The organism is Micromonospora sp. NPDC047793, assembly GCF_040642635.1.
Lineage (GTDB): Bacteria > Actinomycetota > Actinomycetes > Mycobacteriales > Micromonosporaceae > Micromonospora.
Map to the genome: position 1 here is coordinate 32,228 of NZ_JBEYSG010000015.1, position 18,887 is coordinate 51,114.

Below are 18,887 nucleotides of genomic sequence, written 5' to 3' on the forward strand. Positions count from 1 at the left end.
CGGGAGGGCCCGGGCGAGGTCGGTCGTCGCACCGTGCCCTCCCCAGCCTTCCCCGGAGCCGTACCGCCGGACCTCGAGGGAAGGGAACCCTGGCGACATGACCACTCCGTTCGGCACGAGCACCGTGCTCGGCTATCCGCGCATCGGCCCGCGCCGTGAACTCAAGACCGCAGTCGAGGGCTACTGGGCCGGCCGCATCGACGAGCCGACCCTGCGGGCCACCGCCGCGCAGGTACGCGAGGAGACCTGGCGTACGTTGCACGACGCCGGCCTGTCCGCCGTACCGTCCAACACGTTCTCGCTCTACGACCACGTGCTCGACGCGGCCGTCACGGTCGACGCCGTACCCGACCGGTTCCGCCGGCTCGGCCTCGGTGAGCTGGACACCTACTTCGCCATGGCACGCGGCACCGCCCAGGAGCCGCCGCTGGAGATGACGAAGTGGTTCGACACCAACTACCACTACCTGGTGCCCGAGATCGGCCCGGACACCGCCTTCGCCGCCCGGGCCGACACGCCCCTGACCGAGTACGGGCGGGCGCGGGCGCTCGGCATCACCACCCGTCCGGTGCTGGTCGGCCCGGCCACCCTGCTGCTGCTCGCCAAGCCCACCGCCGACGCGCCGGACGGGTTCCGCCCGTTCGACCGGCTGGACGACCTCGTCGACGTCTACGCCGACCTGCTGACCGCGCTCGCCGACGTCGGGGTGCCGTGGGTGCAGCTCGACGAACCGGCGTACGTCGGCGACCGGTCCGACGCCGAGATCCGCGCCCTCAGCGCCGCCTACGCCCGCCTCGGCGCGCTGACCCACCGGCCCCGCCTGTTCGTCGCCGCCTACTTCGGCGAACTCGGCGATGCGCTGCCCGCCTTGCTGGACACGCCGATCGAGGCGATCGGGTTGGACCTGGTCGCCGGACCGGGTGACCTGGACCGGCTCGCCGGCCACGGCGCGCTGCCGGGCCGGACCGTGGTCGCCGGGCTGGTCGACGGCCGCAACGTGTGGCGGACCGACCTGCGGGCCGCTGCGGCTGTCGGCGCCACCCTCACCGGGCTCGCCGACACCGTCGCGGTGTCCACCTCCTGCTCGCTGCTGCACGTGCCGGTGGACCTGGCCGCCGAGACCGAGCTGGACCCCCGGCTACGGGACCGGTTGGCGTTCGCCCGTCAGAAGGTCGACGAGGTGGTCGCGCTCGGTCGGGTGCTGCGCGACGGGGTGGGCGAGCTGCCCGCCGCGCCTGCGCCGGTGCCGGCACAGTGGCGCGACGACGCGGTCCGTGCCCGCCTGGAGGCCCTGCGGCCCGAGCACACCCGACGCGGCCCGTACCCGCAGCGCGCCGAGGCCCAGCGCCGACGCCTCGGGCTGCCCGCGCTGGCGACCACCACCATCGGGTCGTTCCCGCAGACCGAGGCGTTGCGCCGGGCCCGGGCCGAGCACCGGGCCGGTCGCCTGGACGCGGCCGGCTACGCCGAGCGGATGCGGGCCGAGATCGCCGAGGTGGTGGCCGAACAGGAACGCCTCGGGCTGGACGTGCTGGTGCACGGCGAGCCGGAGCGCAACGACATGGTGCAGTACTTCGCCGAACACCTCGACGGCTTCGCCGCCACCGCCCACGGCTGGGTCCAGTCGTACGGCTCCCGGTGCGTACGCCCGCCGATCCTGTACGGCGACGTGACCCGGCGCGCACCGATCACGGTGACCTGGTCCCGGTACGCCCAGTCCCTCACCGACCGGCCGGTCAAGGGCATGCTCACCGGTCCGGTGACCATCCTGGCCTGGTCGTTCGTCCGGGTGGACCAGCCGCTGGCGGAGACCGCCCGGCAGGTCGCCCTGGCCCTGCGTGACGAGGCGCGGGACCTGGAGGCGGCGGGCATCCGGATCATCCAGGTCGACGAGCCCGCCCTGCGGGAACTGCTGCCACCGCGCCGCCGGGACCACGCCGGCTACCTGGACTGGTCGGTGGCGGCGTTCCGACTGGCGACCAGCGGCGTCGCCGACGCCACGGCGATCCACACCCACCTGTGCTACTCGGAGTTCGGCGAGGTGCTGCCCGCGATCGACGCCCTGGACGCCGACGTGACCAGCATCGAGGCGTCCCGTTCCCGGATGGAGATCCTCGACGACCTGGCCACCGTCGGCTACACCCGGGGCATCGGGCCGGGTGTCTACGACATCCACTCGCCCCGGGTGCCCGACGGCGCCGAGGTGGTCACCGCGCTGCGCCGGGCGGCGGCGGTCGTCGGGCCGGACCGGCTCTGGGTCAACCCCGACTGCGGGCTCAAGACCCGGGGCTACGACGAGGTCCGTCCGGCCCTGACCGCCCTGGTCCGGGCCGCCGCCTCGGTCCGCGCCGAACTGGCCGCCGACGGGCCGACGCCCGCGCCGAGCGACGCCTGACCCGTGGTGCCCGCCGGTGGGAGCCGCCCACCGGCGGGCGCCGCCGACGGACCGCACACCCGAGAGGACCGGAAGGGTCAGGGTGCGGTGGCCTTGACCACGACCGCCTCCGGGGGCGGTGGCTGCTCGGCCGGCGGGAGGCGTCGGGCCAGCCGCCGGACCGCGGTGTTGAGCACGGCGATCAGCGGTACGGCGATGAGCGCGCCGAAGATGCCGTCGAGCACCACACCGGCGGTGACCGCCAGCACCACGGGCAGCGGGTGCAGCGCCACCGCCTTGCCCATGATCCACGGCTGGAGGACGTTCCCCTCGACCTGCTGCACCACGATCACCGCGCCGAGGATGAACAGCGCGGTGACCCAGCCGCCGTCCACCAGGGCGACCAGCACCGCCACCGCGCCGGAGAGCGTGGCACCGACGATCGGGATGAACGCGCCGAGGAAGACCAGCGCGGCCAGGGCGAAGGCGAACGGCACGTCGAACAGCACCAGCGCGATACCGATGCCCACCGCGTCGATGAACGCCACCAGCACGGTGGCCCGCACGTAGGCGACCAGGGTCTGCCACGAGGCCCTGCCCGCGTCGTCGAGGCGCCAGCGGGCGGGGGCCGGGAACATCCCCACGATGAACCGCCAGATGCGCTGGCCGTCGCGGAGGAAGAAGAACATGGCGAAGAGGACCAGCAGCGCACCGGTGAAGATCTCCACCACCGTGCCGGCGGTGGAGAGCGCGCCGGTGGTCAGCGCCTGGGTGTTCTCGTTGATCCAGTTCTGCCCGGCCTGGATGTACTGGTTCAACGTGCCGTCGGAGAGGTTCAGCGGCCCGTCGCGCAGCCAGTTCTGGATCTGACCGATGCCGTCGGCCGCGTTGCGGCTGAGGTCGGGCAGGCCGGTGACGAACTCGCTGACCACCATGGTCAGCGTGCCGACCACGGCGGCCAGTCCACCGATCAGCACCACGGCGGTGGCCAGCGAACGGGGGAAGCGGGCCCGCAGCAGCCAGCCGACGGCGGGTGCCAGCAGTGCGGAGAGCAGCAGCGCCACCAGCAGGGGCACGATCACGACGCGGATGGTGCCCATGAACCGCAGCATCGCCCAGCCGACGATGCCGATGACGATGATCCGCCACGACCAGGCGGCGGCGATCCGCAACGAGTGCGGCACCCCGGCGTCGTCCCGGCTGATCGTCGAGGGATGGCCGTCCTCGCCGTCGTTGCCGGCGCGGGGCTCGGGGATGGGCCGGGCGAACTCCTCCGCACGGTCGGCCTGCCGGGTACGGTCCCGGTCCCTGGCCGCGCGTACCGACTCGCGTCCCCCGTCGTACGCCCGGCGCAGTCGGTGCCGCAGCTGCTCGAACCGGCTCAAGGGAACCCCCAGGTGAAGATCGGTCGGTACACCGTAACGGGTCGGGCCACACGCCGGCACGGTGACCAGCGGCCAGGCCGGAAACGACCGGACCGCCGCCGATCTTCGCCGGTGACGTCGGGTCGCTTCAGCCCTATCCTGGCGCTTCGTGCCCGGGTGTCCGGCCGACGCCGCCCCGGCTCGCGGGTGGGTCCCTCCGGACGCCGAGGGCTCCATCTGCCACGAGGAGGTTCCCGGGTGAGAAGGTTCGCGGTACTCGTCACCGCGGTGACGGCGGCCACGGCGGTCGCCGTACCGGCGCAGGCGCAGTCGACGTCGACCCCGACGGCGGTCACCCTCAAGCCGCCGCTGAGCGGCCTGGTCGACCGGGCCGAGCCGGCCACCGGTGCGTACGCGCCGGTGGTGGACAGCTTCGTCATCCGGGTCAACTGGAGCGACCTGCAACCGCAGCAGCAGGCCGGCACCGACCACGGCGGTGCGCTCGACACCACCGCGATCGACCAGGCGGTCACCGCCGCGAACGCGGCCGGGATGCACGCCCGGCTGCGGGTGGTCGGCGGCATCCACGCCCCGGACTGGGCGAAGACGTTGGGCGGTGCCAGCCCGATCCCGTGGTACACCAGCGGCAGCCTGGCCGGCACGATCGGTGCGTTCTGGACCAGCGAGTACGGAACGGCCTACCAGAACCTCCAGGACCGACTGGCCGCCCGCTACGACGACGAGCCCCGGATCCGGGACGTGGTGATCGCCCGCTGCACCACCGAGTTCGCCGAGCCGTACATCCGGCAGACCGGGCAGCTCCACCTGAACCGGCCCGGCCTGGAGGCGGCCGGCTACACCGGGGCGGCCGACGACCAGTGCCACCGTGACGAGATCGACGCGCACGACGTGTGGGAGCAGACCCGCTCCTACCTGGCCTTCAACCCGTACCAGCGGATCAACGAGGTGACCTGGACGGGCTCGGTGGACATGCCGTACACCCGGCAGATGATCGACTACTGCCGCACCTCACTGGGCGCCCGGTGCGTGCTGGGCAACAACTCGATGTACCCCGACCGCCCGAACAACTACTACGCGATGTGGGCGTACATCGCGGGCAAGGGCGGCCCGATCAGCTTCCAGACCGCGACCGCCGACCTGGTCTGCGCCGACCAGGACCCGTGCCCGGCGTCGACCTGGAACCAGACGCTGGAGCTGGCCCTCACCTACGGGGCGAACGCCGTGGAGCTGCCCAGGACGAAGACCGGCTACCAGAGCTGGTCGATCGCGGACGTGTCGCCGGACCACGGCCTACAGCACTACGACGACCTGCTGGAGGCCGCCGCCGGGCCGTGACGCGGCTGCGCCGGACGCGGCCGTGGGCGGTGCGTAGACTCCGAACCGGACGATCGCCCTGCTCACGGCCGCTCTCGACGCGCTATCCGGCGGCGAGCTGCGGAAGAGGCCCATGACCAAGACGTACGACGTACCCCTGCTGGTGCTGACCGTGGCGACCGGGGCGATCGACGGCGTCAGCTACCTCGCCCTGGACCGGGTCTTCACCGGCAACATGACCGGCAACGTGCTCTTCATCGGTTTCGGCCTGGCTGGGGTTCCCGGGCTGCCGGTGCTCAACAACCTGGTGGCGTTGCTGGCCTTCATGCTCGGCGCGGTGCTCGCCGCCCGGCTGACCCGGGGCGCGACGGGCCCGGCGAAGCTGCCCCGCTCCGGCCTGGTCGTGCTGGTCGCCGGTAGCGCGTCGACGCTGGCGTCGGCCGGGCTCTGGCTCGGCACCGGGTCGCCGGAGGGGATCGCGATGCTGGTCGTCACCGGGTTGTTGGCGCTGGTGCTCGGCGCCCAGGCCGCGGCGGTCCGCCACATCGGCATCCGGGACCTCTCCACGGTGGTGGTGACGATGACCATGGTCAACCTCTCGGCGGACAGCCGGGCTGCCGGAGGCGCGGGCACGGCGTGGGCCCGACGGCTCGCCGCGATCGTCTCGATGGGCCTCGGCGCCCTGGTCGCGGCGCTCCTGACACTGCGGGTCGACGGGTCCTGGGCCCTGCTGATGGCGGGGGTGGTGATGGCGGCCGGCACGGCGATGATCGCGGCGGTCCGCCGCCGGGAGATCACGGCCGCGACGCACGCGCGGGCGGGCGATCCGGCCACCTGACCGCCGCGCGACGGGCGGGCCGGTGACGCGACCTGCGGCCCCGCCGACCGGGTAACCCTGGGCGTGCTCGGTCGACACCGCAATGCCAGCATGACGGCATGGATATCTACGAGGACGAGCGGACCGTGTCGCGGGCGGATCTGGCCGCGTGGCTGCGTCAGGTGGCGAGCCAGGTGGAGGCCGGGCAGGTCTTCTACGGTGCCGCCGGCACCATCGCCGTCGCCGACCAGGTGCACTGCGAGCTGGAGATCGAGCAGGAGGGGAAGGACGAGTACTCGATCGAGATCGAGTTCTCCTGGAAGAACCCGGTGGTCGAGGCGGAGAAGCCGAAGGCCGACGCGGAGAAGACCGACGCCGAGAAGGCGGCGGCGACCGAGGCGGACGAGGAGCCGGAGACGGAGTCCTCGGCGACCGCCTGACGGCGCGCCGACCCCGTTCGGGGAGGGCCGCCGTGACCGGCGTGGGCGGCACGACCCGCTCGTCCGGTGGCGCGGCGCGCCCTCGCCGATGGCAGCGGTCGCCGCGTCGTGCTCACCGCAGCCGGCCGCGCCGACCGAACCAGTCGCGGGAGACCCGGGTGTTCAGCGCCCACAGCACCCAGAGCAGCAGGAGCCCGCCGACGCAGGTGATCGCGCCCCACAGGCCGAGCGAGGCGGTGGCCAACAGGCCGGTCAGCGCGTACGCCGGGTAGGGCGCCCACTGACGGCGGGCGGCCAGGCTCACCGCCACCAGCGTGCACGCCACGGCCATCACGGCGAAGAAGGCGGCGGCGCCGAGCGAACCGCCGTCGACCACCGCGCGGTGCGCGGTCGCCAGCGCGAACAGCAGCGCCAGTACGCCGAAGACGAGCACGGTGATCCGGACGGGTGTGGGCGTCGCGGGGTGTCGGAACGTGTCGCGGTAGCCGCCGTCGTGGACTCGTCCGACCATACCGACAACGATGGGTGTCGACACGCGACCGCAGGCCGCCACTGTCACCAATGCGACACTTTCCCGGCCTCGCTCTAAGCTTCCGGCCATGGCCAGGTACTTCGACGTGCATCCGGACAACCCGCAGCCGCGCATCATCGGTCAGGTGATCGACATCGTCCGGCGCGACGGCCTGATCGCCTACCCGACCGACTCGTGCTTCGCGCTCGGCAGCCGGCTCGGCAACAAGGCGGGCATGGACCGGATCCGGGAGATCCGCCAGCTCGACAGCGGGCACCACTTCACCCTGGTCTGCCGCGACTTCGCCCAGCTCGGCCAGTTCGTGCAGCTCGACAACGCGGTGTTCCGGGCGGTGAAGGCCGCCACCCCGGGCGGTTACACCTTCATCCTGCCGGCCACCCGCGAGGTCCCGCGCAGACTGCTGCACCCGCGCAAGAAGACCGTGGGCGTCCGCATCCCCGCGCATCCGGTCACCCGCGCGCTGCTCGACGAGTGGGGCGAGCCGTTGCTGTCGAGCACCCTGCTGCTGCCCGGCGACGAGGAGCCGATGACCCAGGGCTGGGAGATCAAGGAACGCCTCGACCACGCCGTGGACGCGGTGGTCGACGCGGGGGAGTGCGGCACCGAGCCGACCACGGTGATCGACTTCTCGGACGGTGAGCCGGAGGTCGTCCGGGTCGGCGCCGGTGACCCGGCCCGCTTCTCCTGACCACCCACCGCACCCCGGTCAGGGGCGGTGTCGCCGAACGGCCGACGCCTGACGGGTGGGGCGGCGCAACACCGCGATCCGGTCGCCCCGGGTCCGCACCGACGTGCGCCCACCACGTCGGCGCCGCACCGTCAGGTCGAAGGTGTGCCCACCGACCCGTACCCCCTCCAGCGTGAGGTCCGGCAGCCACGGCGGCAGGTGCGGGTCGAGGAGGATCGCCCGCAGCGGCGCGGCCGGGCGCAGCGCCAGCAGCGCCTGCACCAGCGCGACGACCGCGCTGGCCGACCACGCCTGCGGAGAGCACGAGTTCGGGTAGACCCCGGGATGCGGGAAGGTGTCGCGGGGCAGGCCGCTGAGCACCTCGGGGAGGCGGTGCTCGGCGAAGAGGGCCGACGCCGCGAACGTCCCCTCGGCCAGCCGGTGCAGGTGGTCCCAACAGCCGTACCGGGCGAGCCCGAGGCCGATGGTGCCCGCCTCGACCGGCCAGACACTACCCCGGTGGTAGCTGAACGGGTTGTACGCCGGGTGCGTGGCGGAGAGAGTGCGGATGCCCCACCCGCTGAACATGTCCGGCGCGAGCAGCCGGTCGGCGACCACGGGCGCGATCCGGGCCGGCACGATGCCGGAGGCGAGCAGGTGCCCGTCGTTGGAGTTGACCGAGCGCACCGGCCGCCCGTCCGGGCCGAGGGCCATCGCGTAGCAACCCCGGTCCGGCATCCAGAAGGCGTGGTGGAACCGGCGACGCAGGGCCCGCGCCCGCCGCACCAGGGCCGCGCCCGTCGCGGGATGACCGGTCACCGTGAAGATCACGGCCGCGTGCCGCAGGGCGGCGTACCAGTACGCCTGCAACTCGCTGCTCGCGATCGGGTTCGGCACCGGCCGACCGTGTTCGTCGACCACCGCGTCGTCGGAGTCCTTCCAGCCCTGGTTCTTCACGCCGACCCGGGAGCGGCAGTGGTACTCCAGGAACCCGTCGTGGTCCTGGTCGCCGAACCGGTCGAGCCAGTCCAACGCGCGCCGGGCCGCCGGCAGCAGCGCGCGGACCGTGTCGAGGTCCGCCGTCCAGGCGTAGTACTGGCCGAGGAACATGAGGAGGTCCGGCGCGGTGGACCAGTCACCGTGGTAGTGCGACAGCGGGTCGAGACCGAGCGCGGACACCGGCCCCTGGCGCGCCTCGTGCAGCGGCTTGCCGGGCTCCTCGTCGCGCCAGTCGTCGATGCGCCGTCCGAGGTGGGCGGCGTTGAGTCGCAGACTGTCGGCGAGCATCGTCGGGCCGGCGAGCATCGCCTGCCACGAGGCGGTCATCGTGTCCCGGCCGAAGATCTCCTGATAGATCGGCAGGCCGGCGATGGGTGCGGTCGGGCCGGACGGCTCGCCGAGGGGTAACCCGGCCAGGTCCTCCGTCGCGCATCGCCAGGCCGCCGTCACGTCGAAGTTGGTGCTGGTCAACTGGGTGAACTCGCGTTCCAGCCGGGTGCGGGCCGCACCGGCGAGGTCACCGGAGTCGATGAAGCTCGGCGGTGGCGCGACGAGCCGTTCGCCGTCGAAGACGGGCTCGACGAGGATCTCCACCTGCCGACGTCCGCGGGTCGGCAGCGCCAGGTCGACCTCGAAGCCGTCGTCGGCGTACCGGAGCGGCTGGTCCGTCCGGGCCCGGATCGCCACCGCCCGGTCCAGGCCGTCGCAGCGGTAGATCAGACGGAGCTCCCGCTGCGCCGGGTCCCACCGGCGCTCGACCGTGCCGGACTGCACCCGCCGGCCCCGTTCGGCCTCGCCGGTGTCCGCGAAGTCGGCGTCCAGCTCGATGCGCAGTCGCAGGTCCAGCGCTGTGTCGGCGTAGCTGAGCACGGTCAGCCGGGTCCGCAGCCCCGCCCCCACGAACCGGGCCACGGTCAGGTACGCCGCCCGCGAGGGCAGTTCGTCACCGGCACCCAGCTCGGCGTAGGACAGTTGGGCGTACCCCTGGACGGTGGCCGTGCTGAACGGCACCGGCTCCCGTCCGTCGACGGTGATGCGCTCGGTGTGCAGCACCCGGGTGTTGCGGGCGAAGAATCCCTGCGGCCCGGTGCCGGTGATCCGGCCCCGGACGTCGGTGACCAGCGTGCTCCAGCCGCTGGCCAGATAGAGCAGGTCGGGGCGGACGCGCAGATTGCGGACCCGGCTCATCCGTTCCCCCTGGCCTGCGGTGGACCTGGCGTGGCGACGGTGCGACACGCGGCGGCGTCGGTCGGCGGTTCCTACCCCCTCGCCGCCCGGGTACACCTGTAGGCATGGCGCGGGGGAGGGTTCCGTGGCTCGGAACCCTCCCCCGCAGGTGCGGGTCGGATCAGCCGGTGAATCGGAAGTAGGTGCGGTACTGGAAGCCGTTGTCCAGGGTCAGGACGAACTCACGGCAGGTGCCGGCCCAGGCGGGGTCGGTCTTCCAGACGTAGTTGTACTGGCCTCTGGCATTGGCGGACATGCCGGAGTTGCCGGGATTGGCGGCGGCCACCGGGAGCGGTCGCGGCGTGACCGAACCGTCCGGGTTGACCGTCTGCAGCGTGTCGCAGTCGACCAGGCGGGAGTACGGCGAGTTGCTGGCCAGGATGTCCAGCCCCCGGTTTGCGGCGAGTTGGAACTTCATCGGTGCCGCGTCCCCGGCGGGCAGCGTGTTCAGGCCGGGCGCTGCGGTGCGGCCGACGAAGTCGCCCCGGCAGGACGGGTGCGTGTCGAACGCCTCGGTGTTGTCGTCGCGGTTGGTGGTGCCCTGCACCGCGCTGTAGCCGAGACCCCGGCGGGCGAACGAGGACCAGAGGGTGCAGGCGTTGTCGCCGCCGGTCAGCGCCGCGTCGGCGGCGATGATTGCGTTGCGGCCGACCACGAAGCCCGGCCCGCAGCCCTGCATCTTCAACCCGTCCATCACGAGCTGCATGGCGAGGTTGTTGCCGCCGGTGTTCCAGTCGCCGTAGACGTTCGGGTTCAGACCGTGCCGGTCGATCAGGTCCCAGGTGACGTCCCAGAGGACGGCGGCCCAGCCGTGCCCGATGCCGTGCGGCGCGGCCAGCGAGGTGCCGTTCAGCCAGCCGCCGGTCTTGATGCTGTCGTAGGTGAACGGCTGCGTCTCCATGTTGCGCGAGTACGGCCGGGGGCGCAGCCCGTTGCCGGTGCGGTCGGACTGATAGAGCACGTACGGCACCAGGCCCCGCGAGCCGTCGGCGGTGTCGAGGGCCGGGTCCAGCAACGTGGTGATCGCGAAGAAGTCGCTCCAGCCCTCGCCCATCTGCTCGTTGCCGGTCAGGCAGTTGATTCCCGGGCCGCCGGTCAGCCGCAGCGAGATGCCGTGGCCGTACTCGTGGATGATGATGCCGGCGTCGAGGTCGCCGTCGCGCATACCGGGGTGGCTGGGGTGCTTGCGGACCGACCCGGTGACCGTGCCGTCGGCGATCGCGGCCTTGATGGTGGTGCCGTCGGCCTGGGTGACCGCCACCGCGGGGATGGTGACCGGCGCGGTCGTCATGGCACCGGTGAGCACCGGCGCGGCTCCGGCCGCGTTGTGCGCGACCACCACCGCGTCGGCGCCGAGTGACTCGGCGATCTGGGTGCGCAGCAGGTAGGTGCAGGCGGTGGTGCCGCCGTCGACCACCGCGACCCAGCCGTCCTCGGGCAGCGAGGCCGGGTACGACGAGGCGGCGCAGCCGGTGCCGCCGTGCACGAACGGGCGGGCGGACAGACCGGCGCCAGTCGGTGCCGGGCTGTAGCGCGACCAGGTGGCGTCGAACGACCCGACCCCGTCGACGACGACCTGGTTCTGCGCGCCGAACTGGTTGCCCGGCCACAGGTACATCTGCATCCGGGGTACGCCGACGCCGTCCACCGCCGGGGTGGAGAAGTTGGCGTTGTTCGAGCCGCCGCCGTCGGCCGCCTCGGCGCGGACGTAGTCGCCGCCGACACCGCCGCGACCGTAGTTGTTGGCCTGGAAGTTCCCGGACGCCTCGTCGAAGCCGTAGCGGTACGAGACGTCGTGGATGATGTTGTTCCAGTAGAACAGGTTGGCGGTGGCCGCGTCCCGGTAGCTCTGCGGGTTCTCGCCCAGGTCGAGCGGGAAGTTGAAGGTCAGGTTCGGGCCGCCGTCCGGGCTGCTGCCGAAGTCCGGCGCGTTGTTGTTGTCCTGGTCCTGGTACGCGTGGACGTTGTTGCCCTGGGTGGTGGTGAACTCCGGACCGGGCACGCCGTCGGTGTCGTGCCACCCGTGCGGCGAGGCCAGCGCGTCCGCCGGGTCGGTCACCACGGCGCGGGGGCCGTCGTTCGGGCTCTCCGTCGGGTAGCCGTAGACGTGGTAGCTCGACCCGTCCCGCACCGGGTCGGGCGTGCCGAGTGGCGCGGAGCGCCGAGCCGGCATCGTCCGGCCGGAGACCGGGTGCAGGGTCTCGGCGAGGTCGTCGGTGTGTTCGTGGGTGGTCCAGTCGTCGGCGTCGAGCAGGTCGCCGCTCTCCGCGTCGACGGTGGCGTTCCAGAGATGCGCGTCGGTGGCGTCGTCGATGACGAGTTGCCAGGCGAGGCGGAGCCCGGCGTCGGTGGGCTGCCAGCCGAGCTTGGCCGGGATGGGCTCCTCGGAGATGCCGCTGCCGCTGACGACGGTGCCCTGCGCCGGGCCGCCGGTGCGGCTCATCACCCGGGTGTTGGTGGGTGTGGGCAGGTCCAGGGCGTCGGCGGCGGCCTCGACGGCGTCGACAGCGTCCAGGTCGGGGGTGGTGGCCCCGGCGGTCAGGCCGGCCACGAGGGTGTCGCCGACGAAGACGACGCTGCCGTCGCGGGCGACGTTGACCGTCGCGGTGGCCCCGAAGATCTCCAGCTTCTTGTGGCGCTGGGCGAGGTTGACGTGGGTGACGCCGGTGTGCCGGCTGGTGTAGCTGGACACCACGGCGAGATCACCGAGGTCGGCGGCGGTCACCCCGTGCCGGGTCGGGTCGGCGCGCAGGTAGGCGGCGGCGATGTCCTCCGGGGCGCCCTGGTTCGGGCCGGTCAGGAAGATCTCGTGGGACCTGAGGGGTTCCTCCGGGGCCGCCGCGGCGGGCTTCGCGGCGACCGAGGTCAACGAGGCGACGAGGGCGGTGGACAGCAGCAACGCGCCGCTGCGGCGAGCGCGTGACGAGCGGGGTTGTCGGGGCACTTCTGCTCCTTCGGGGGTGGAAAGGACAGCACGGAGCGCCGATCCACGACCGGGCGGTCCGTCACGGCGGCCGTGACGCTCGCGGTGCGGTCACGGTGCGTGACCGTGTCCGTGCGAGGTGGATCGCGTCGACGCTACGGCGCAGCTCACGGCCGGTCATCCGACGGATGTTCAAATATTTCGATCTATTGCTCCTACGTCTGTCGTGCGACCGTTCCGAGCTGCGGCAATGCGTCGTCGGTCCGTACGTCGCGCGCGTAGACACTGTGTGTATAGCCCGCGTGTATAGTGGCACTCATGTCTGTCGGTTACGCCCTACTGGGTCTGCTGGAGCAGGGCCCGCGACACGGTTACGACCTCAAGCGCTCCTACGACGACCAGTTCGGTCGCGGGCGGTCGCTGCACTACGGCCAGGTCTACGCCACGCTCGCCCGGTTGCTCAAGAACGGTCTCGTCGAGGTCCAGTCCGAGCCCGGCGAGGGCCCGGACCGCAAGCGGTACGCGATCACCGAGGCCGGCGTCACCGACGTCGAGCAGTGGCTGGCCCGACCGGAGCAGCCCGAGGTCTATCTCCAGAGCAAGCTCTACACCAAGGTCGTCCTGGCGCTGCTGACCGACCGTGACGCGGTCGACCTGCTCGACGTGCAGCGCGCCGCCCACCTGGCGCAGATGCGGGAGCTGACCCAGCGCAAGCTCGCCGGTGACCTGGCCGACCAGCTCGTCTGCGACCACGCCCTGTTCCACCTGGAAGCCGACCTGCGCTGGTTGGAGCTGACCGCCGCCCGGCTGGACCAGCTCCGCGCGCAGGTGCGAGAGGAGATGCGATGAACCCCGCAACGGACGCCCCGCTGCTGGAGGCGGAGGAGCTGGTCAAGACGTTCGGCGCCACCACGGCGCTGGACGGCGCGTCGCTGCGGGTGCACGCCGGTGAGGTGCTCGCCCTGATGGGCCCGTCCGGCTCCGGCAAGTCCACCCTGCTGCACTGCCTGGCCGGGATCGTCATGCCGGACTCCGGTCGGGTCCGCTACGCCGGCCAGGATCTGGTCGCCCTGTCCGACCAGCGGCGCAGCGCGCTGCGCCGGACCGAGTTCGGCTTCGTGTTCCAGTTCGGGCAACTCGTGCCGGAGCTGACCTGCCAGGAGAACGTGGCCCTGCCGTTGCGGCTGTCCGGCGTCCGTCGGCGGGAGGCGGCGCGCCGCGCTGCCGAGGCGTTGGCCCGGCTGGAGGTCGGCGACGTGGCGGACAAGCGCCCCGGCGAGGTCTCCGGCGGTCAGGGCCAGCGGGTGGCGGTGGCCCGCGCGCTGATCACCGGTCCTCGGGTGATCTTCGCCGACGAGCCGACCGGTGCGCTCGACTCGCTCAACGGCGAGCGCGTGATGCGCCTCTTCGTCGAGGCGGCCCGGCAGACGGGCGCCGCGGTCGTGCTGGTCACGCACGAGGCGCGGGTGGCCGCGTACTCCGACCGGGAGGTCGTGGTGCGCGACGGCACGGTCCGCACCCCGGCGCAGGTCCGATGAGCGCGGGGACGCGACGTGGCGGGTTGGCCTGGCTGGAAGACCTGGCGCTGGGCGTACGGCTCAGCGTGGCGGGCGGCCGGTCCGGCTGGACCCGACTGGCCCTGATCTCGGTCGGTGTGGGCCTCGGGGTGGTGCTGCTGCTGACCGCCGCCGCCCTGCCCACGCTGGTCGCCGCGCGCGGCGACCGGGAGGCGGCCCGCCTGCCGGGCCCGGCGGTGTCCGCACCCGGGCCGGAGACCCTGCTGACCGTGGATGTGGAGTCGCGCTACCGGGGCACCGACGTCAACGGCTGGCTGGTGCGGCCCGAGGGGGAGCGGTCGCCGCTGCCCCCCGGTGTCGACCGCCGGTTGGCGCCGGGGGAGATGGTCGTCTCGCCGGCCCTGGCCGCAGTGCTCGACTCGCCCGACGGCGCGCTGCTGCGGGAGCGGTGGGGTGGCCGGGTGGTCGGCACCATCGGCCCCGACGGGCTGGCCGGCCCGGGTGAACGACTCTTCTACCTGAACTCGGAGCAGGTGGACGAGGAGTCCCTCGGTGCCCGGCGGATCGACGCGTACGGCGGTGACGGCCCGCAGGAGTCCGGGGGAGTGCCACCGGTGCTGCTGGTGCTGGGCGTGCTGGGCCTGGTGGTCCTGTTGCTGCCGGTGATGATCTTCGTGACCACGGCGGTGCGGTTCGGCAGTGAGGCCCGCGACCGCCAGCTCGCCGCGATCCGGCTGGTCGGTGCGGACAGCGCGATGACCCGGCGGGTGGCGGCGGGGGAGAGCCTCGTCGGCGCGGTGCTCGGGTTGGCGCTCGGGGCGGTCGGATTCGCCGGCGTCCGTGGGGTGGCCGGCGACCTGCTGCCGCCCGGGTTCAGCTTCTTCGCCGCCGACATGCGTCCGGTGCCCGGGTTGGCGCTGCTGGTCGTGGTGCTGGTGCCGACCGTCGCGGTCCTGGTCACCCTCTCCGCGCTGCGGCGGGTGGTGATCGAGCCGCTCGGCGTGGTCCGGCGCGGCAGCGAGCGTCATCGTCGGTTCTGGTGGCGGCCACTGCCGTCACTTGTCGGACTCCTCCTGCTCTACCCGCTGGTCGGCGGTCTCCCCGAGCAGGCCGGCGGCCTGCTGGTGGAGCTGCAACTCGCCGCCGGGGCGACGCTGCTGCTGGTCGGGGTCGTCCTGCTGTTGCCGTGGCTGGTGCAGGCGACGGTGCGGCGGCTGGGTGGCGGCGGCGTCGCGTGGCAGCTCGCGGTCCGCCGGTTGCAACTGGACAGCGACACCGCGGTCCGCGCCGTCTCCGGTATCGCCGTGTCGGTGGCCGGTGTGATCGCCGTGCAGGGAGTGCTCGGCGCGGCGCAGACGCACAGTGCGAGCGACCTGAGCCCGGACGACGACTTCCAGGCCGTGGTCTTCGTCTATGAGCCGGGCGTGCCCGACGGTCCCGCGCGGACCTGGGCCGAGGCGCTGGCCGACACGGTCGGGGTGCGGGCCACCAGCGGGGTGGCGGACCTGGGCACCGCCCCGGACGCGGCACAGGTCCATCGGGTCTACATCGCCGACTGCGTGGCCCTGCGCCAGTACGCCGAGCTGCCCACCTGTGCCGACGGTGACAGCTTCGCCGGCCCTGGTGGCGCGTCGACGGCTGCGGGCACCACACTCACCTTCGACGACGACGGCACGCCGATCCGCTGGACGGTGCCGGCCGAGGTCCCCACGGTGCGGCAGTACTCCACGCTGGTCGTGGCGGACTTCCTGCTCACCCCGGGCGCGGTGGAGGTGCCGCCGGTCAACCCGAGCAGCGTGCTCGTCGCGTACGACCCGGCCGACCGGGACGCGGTGGAGCGGTTGCGCAACACCGTCGCGAGGGTGGACCCGACGGCGGTCGTGCAGACGTTCGAGGAACGCCGTACCTCCTCGGTGCTGGCCGGTTACCAGCAGGCGCTCCAGATCGGCGCGGTCGTCCTGCTGCTGGTCATCGGCGCGAGCATGTTGGTCAACATCCTCGAACAGTTGCGCGAGCGGCGGCGGCCGTTGGCGGTGCTCAGTGCGTTCGGCGCGCGCCGCCGCAGCCTCTCCGGGTCGGTGCTCTATCAGGTGGCGATCCCGGTCTCGCTGGGCATGCTGCTGGCGGTCGTGACCGGAAGCGCGGTGGCGGCCCTGCTCCAGTCGGTCGCCGGCATCGCCGTCGGCGTCAACTGGGGGGCGATCGCCGGGGTGTCCGGCACCGCCGCGGTGCTGGTGCTCGCGGTCACCGCCGCCAGCCTGCCACTGCTGTGGCGGTTGACCCGGGCCGAGGGGCTGCGCAGCGAGTAGCCGGGCAGGACCTGCGGATTCGCGGCGTGCCTCCGGGCGCGCCGCGAATCCGCGGCGAGCGGCTCCTCGCCGCCGCCCGCAGGCTTTCGTGCCCGCCGAGTAAAAGTTCACGCCACTGTGCACGAAAGTATCGACGGTTCGTGATATGCGGGCTACGCTCCGAGCGAATCGTCGTCGATCCGAGGGGTGGCCATGTCCCGTCGCACCGGAAGGCCCTCCTACCTGCAGACCCCGCCGGCCTCGGCGCATCGGACCTCTAGCCTGTCGATCCTCGGCGCCGTCACGGCAGTGCTGGTGGTGGCCCTGGTGGGCGGGCTGGTCGGGTTCACCCTCGGACGGCCGGACGACACCGAGTCGCGGATCGCCGACATGCGCGCCGCGGAGGTCGAACGGGACGCGCGCCAGATCGTCGAACTGACCGACCTGGCACGCCGCACCGGCCAGCAGATGGCGCCGATCCTGGTGGCCGTGCGGGAGAACGGGGAGTCCGGGCGGGCTCCCGAGCCGACGCAACTGGACCAGTGGCGGCAGACCATGCGCCAGCTCACCGAGGCGTACGCCGACCCACCGTCGGGCAGCACGGCCACCAACGTCGCCCGGGGCGGCCTGCGCAGCGCCGTGGCCCAGGCCACCGTCGCGGTCGACGCCGTCGCCCTGGCGGCGTCCGTGCCCGACGCCCTGCGCCGCGACCACCTGACGCTGGCCGCCCGGCAGGCCACCCTCGCCGCGACCACCTGGTCGGTGGCCGCGACGCAACTCGACCAGATCAACATCGACGCCGGCAACGGCCACCAGCACGTGCACCTCGACACCGGTGAGGCCGACGGCGCCCTCACGCCCGACGGCGCCGCCGAGGGCACCGGCGGCTGACGGGCTGTTCGTCCACCGCCGGTACGACTACCGTTGCGGGGCGGCGACGGGCCGCAGACCGGGGGTGGACGAGGACATGGGTGCCGGCACGCTTCTCGCGGTCAGCGACCTGCACGTGGGCTACGCCGAGAACCGGCAGATCGCTGCGGAGCTGCGACCCCGCTCCGACCAGGACTGGCTTCTCGTCGCCGGGGACATCGGTGACGCGTACGCCGATGTGGAGTGGACCCTGCGGACCCTCACCGAACGCTTCCACACCGTGGTCTGGGCACCGGGCAACCACGAACTGTGGACCCCTCGGCACGACCCGGTGGACCTGCGCGGCGAGCAGCGGTACGACCACCTCGTCGAGTTGTGCCGCACGCTCGGCGTGCACACCCCGCAGGACGAGTACCCGGTCTGGCGGGGTCCCGGCGGGCCGGTGGTCGTCGCCCCGCTGTTCGTCGGCTACGACTACTCGTTCCGGGCGCCCGGCACCACCACCAAGGAGGAGTCGCTGGCGCGGGCGTACGCCACCGGGATCGTCTGCACCGACGAGTTCATGCTGCACCCGGATCCGCACCCGAGCCGCGAGGCGTGGTGCTGGGAGCGGGTGGCGTACACCCGGCAGCGCCTGGACGCCTGTGACCCGAGCCTGCCGACCGTCCTGGTCAACCACTACCCGCTGGTCCGCGAACCGACCGACGTGCTGCGCCACCCGGAGTTCGCCCAGTGGTGCGGGACGGAACTGACCGCCGACTGGCACGTCCGGTACCGGGCGGCGGCGGTGGTCTACGGTCACCTGCACATCCCCCGGACGACCTGGCACGACGAGGTGCCGTTCCAGGAGGTGTCGCTGGGCTATCCGCGCGAGTGGAAGCCCCGGGGCGGACGACCCGAGCTGCCGCGCACGGTGGTGTTCGGCGGCGCGTCGGCGACCCGTACGCCGGACGTCGGCAGCGGTCGGGCCGGCTGAGGCTCAGCCCTCGGTCCACCCGTGCCGGGTGGCGATGCGGATCACCTGGTCCCGCAGCCGGACGATCTGACCCGCGGTGAGGTCCGGGGCGGCCTGGATGAACGCCTCGGTCACCTCGGCGCGCAGCGCCGCGGCGGAGAGCACGTCACAGGTGGCGTCCTCGTCGTACTCCTCGGTGTCGGCGGTCGCGACCGGGGCGGCGAGCGGACGGCGCTCCGACGCGACGACCCGGACGTCGTAGCCCTTGAGGCCCCGCTCGCCCTCCTTGATCTGGAACTCCACCCTGGTGCCCGGTGTGATGGCCTGCTTGCCCTCCATCAGGTCGTTGGCGTGGACGAAGACGTCCTCACCACCCTCTTCCGGGGCGATGAACCCGTACCCCTTCACCTCGTCGAACCGGACCACGCGCCCTACCGCCACAGCACTTCCCCTCCACTGACCTGCCACCCGCCGCCGTACCGCCGCATCCCGACCCCGTGCCGGCCCACCGCCGCTTCATCGGCGGCGGTGAAGCGGAAGCCCTCGGTGAGTTCACCCTACGTCCGGTGGCCGGTCCGA

The 18,887-nt window shown here is 72.8% G+C and carries 15 protein-coding genes; 10 read left to right on the forward strand and 5 right to left on the reverse strand.

Features of this window, described 5'->3' with window-relative positions; translation table 11 throughout:
- The first annotated feature begins 97 nt into the window (after window positions 1–97).
- Window positions 98–2,395 carry a 5-methyltetrahydropteroyltriglutamate--homocysteine S-methyltransferase gene (gene metE / locus ABZ738_RS24630; protein WP_176094493.1) on the forward strand — a complete coding sequence of 766 codons (2,298 nt, stop codon included), beginning with the start codon at window positions 98–100 and terminating at the stop codon, window positions 2,393–2,395.
- Window positions 2,396–2,472: 77 nt separating this feature from the next.
- Here the strand turns inward: metE and ABZ738_RS24635 are convergent, their stop codons facing one another.
- Window positions 2,473–3,759, reverse strand: a complete 1,287-nt coding sequence (locus ABZ738_RS24635) for an AI-2E family transporter (protein ID WP_357216772.1) — start codon at window positions 3,757–3,759, stop codon at window positions 2,473–2,475.
- A 237-nt stretch (window positions 3,760–3,996) separates the two neighbouring features.
- Between ABZ738_RS24635 and ABZ738_RS24640 the strand changes: the two genes are divergently transcribed.
- From ABZ738_RS24640 to ABZ738_RS24650, 3 genes are all read left to right on the forward strand, one after another.
- Complete coding sequence (locus ABZ738_RS24640) at window positions 3,997–5,094, forward strand: hypothetical protein (RefSeq protein WP_357216775.1); 1,098 nt, start codon at window positions 3,997–3,999, stop codon at window positions 5,092–5,094.
- A 112-nt stretch (window positions 5,095–5,206) separates the two neighbouring features.
- A complete protein-coding gene (locus ABZ738_RS24645) occupies window positions 5,207–5,911 on the forward strand; it encodes a YoaK family protein (protein ID WP_357216778.1) in 705 nt (234 codons plus the stop codon).
- A 98-nt stretch (window positions 5,912–6,009) separates the two neighbouring features.
- Window positions 6,010–6,330 (forward strand): amphi-Trp domain-containing protein, encoded by a 321-nt coding sequence (locus ABZ738_RS24650; protein WP_131054700.1) that lies wholly within the window; start codon window positions 6,010–6,012, stop codon window positions 6,328–6,330.
- Between the two features lie 112 nt (window positions 6,331–6,442).
- Here ABZ738_RS24650 and ABZ738_RS24655 read toward each other — a convergent pair whose 3' ends face one another.
- Window positions 6,443–6,841: a hypothetical protein gene (locus ABZ738_RS24655; RefSeq protein WP_357216781.1), complete on the reverse strand. Its 399-nt coding sequence runs from the start codon at window positions 6,839–6,841 to the stop codon at window positions 6,443–6,445.
- A gap of 88 nt (window positions 6,842–6,929) precedes the next feature.
- On the opposite strand from ABZ738_RS24655, the gene ABZ738_RS24660 reads away from it, so the two are divergent.
- A complete protein-coding gene (locus ABZ738_RS24660) occupies window positions 6,930–7,550 on the forward strand; it encodes an L-threonylcarbamoyladenylate synthase (protein ID WP_131054702.1) in 621 nt (206 codons plus the stop codon).
- An 18-nt stretch (window positions 7,551–7,568) separates the two neighbouring features.
- Here the strand turns inward: ABZ738_RS24660 and ABZ738_RS24665 are convergent, their stop codons facing one another.
- Both ABZ738_RS24665 and ABZ738_RS24670 read right to left on the reverse strand, forming a co-directional pair.
- Window positions 7,569–9,716, reverse strand: coding sequence for a glycogen debranching N-terminal domain-containing protein (locus ABZ738_RS24665; protein WP_131054703.1), 2,148 nt, complete (start codon window positions 9,714–9,716; stop codon window positions 7,569–7,571).
- A gap of 160 nt (window positions 9,717–9,876) precedes the next feature.
- A complete protein-coding gene (locus ABZ738_RS24670; RefSeq protein ID WP_357216786.1) occupies window positions 9,877–12,699 on the reverse strand; it encodes a M36 family metallopeptidase in 2,823 nt (940 codons plus the stop codon).
- A gap of 297 nt (window positions 12,700–12,996) precedes the next feature.
- On the opposite strand from ABZ738_RS24670, the gene ABZ738_RS24675 reads away from it, so the two are divergent.
- The 5 genes from ABZ738_RS24675 to ABZ738_RS24695 all read left to right on the forward strand — a co-directional run bounded on the left by ABZ738_RS24675 (window position 12,997) and on the right by ABZ738_RS24695 (window position 18,329).
- Window positions 12,997–13,527, forward strand: coding sequence for a PadR family transcriptional regulator (locus tag ABZ738_RS24675; protein ID WP_131054704.1), 531 nt, complete (start codon window positions 12,997–12,999; stop codon window positions 13,525–13,527).
- On the forward strand, window positions 13,524–14,216 hold the full coding sequence (locus ABZ738_RS24680) for an ABC transporter ATP-binding protein (protein ID WP_131054705.1): 693 nt from the start codon (window positions 13,524–13,526) through the stop codon (window positions 14,214–14,216). The genes ABZ738_RS24675 and ABZ738_RS24680 overlap by 4 nt, the downstream gene beginning before the upstream one ends.
- Complete coding sequence (locus ABZ738_RS24685; protein WP_357216790.1) at window positions 14,213–16,504, forward strand: ABC transporter permease; 2,292 nt, start codon at window positions 14,213–14,215, stop codon at window positions 16,502–16,504. The genes ABZ738_RS24680 and ABZ738_RS24685 overlap by 4 nt, the downstream gene beginning before the upstream one ends.
- Window positions 16,505–16,696: 192 nt before the next feature.
- Window positions 16,697–17,374: a hypothetical protein gene (locus tag ABZ738_RS24690; protein ID WP_131055076.1), complete on the forward strand. Its 678-nt coding sequence runs from the start codon at window positions 16,697–16,699 to the stop codon at window positions 17,372–17,374.
- 76 nt (window positions 17,375–17,450) lie between these two features.
- Window positions 17,451–18,329 (forward strand): metallophosphoesterase, encoded by an 879-nt coding sequence (locus ABZ738_RS24695; protein ID WP_131055078.1) that lies wholly within the window; start codon window positions 17,451–17,453, stop codon window positions 18,327–18,329.
- A 3-nt stretch (window positions 18,330–18,332) separates the two neighbouring features.
- Here the strand turns inward: ABZ738_RS24695 and ABZ738_RS24700 are convergent, their stop codons facing one another.
- Window positions 18,333–18,749, reverse strand: coding sequence for a cold shock domain-containing protein (locus ABZ738_RS24700; protein WP_131055080.1), 417 nt, complete (start codon window positions 18,747–18,749; stop codon window positions 18,333–18,335).
- Window positions 18,750–18,887 lie beyond the last annotated feature (138 nt).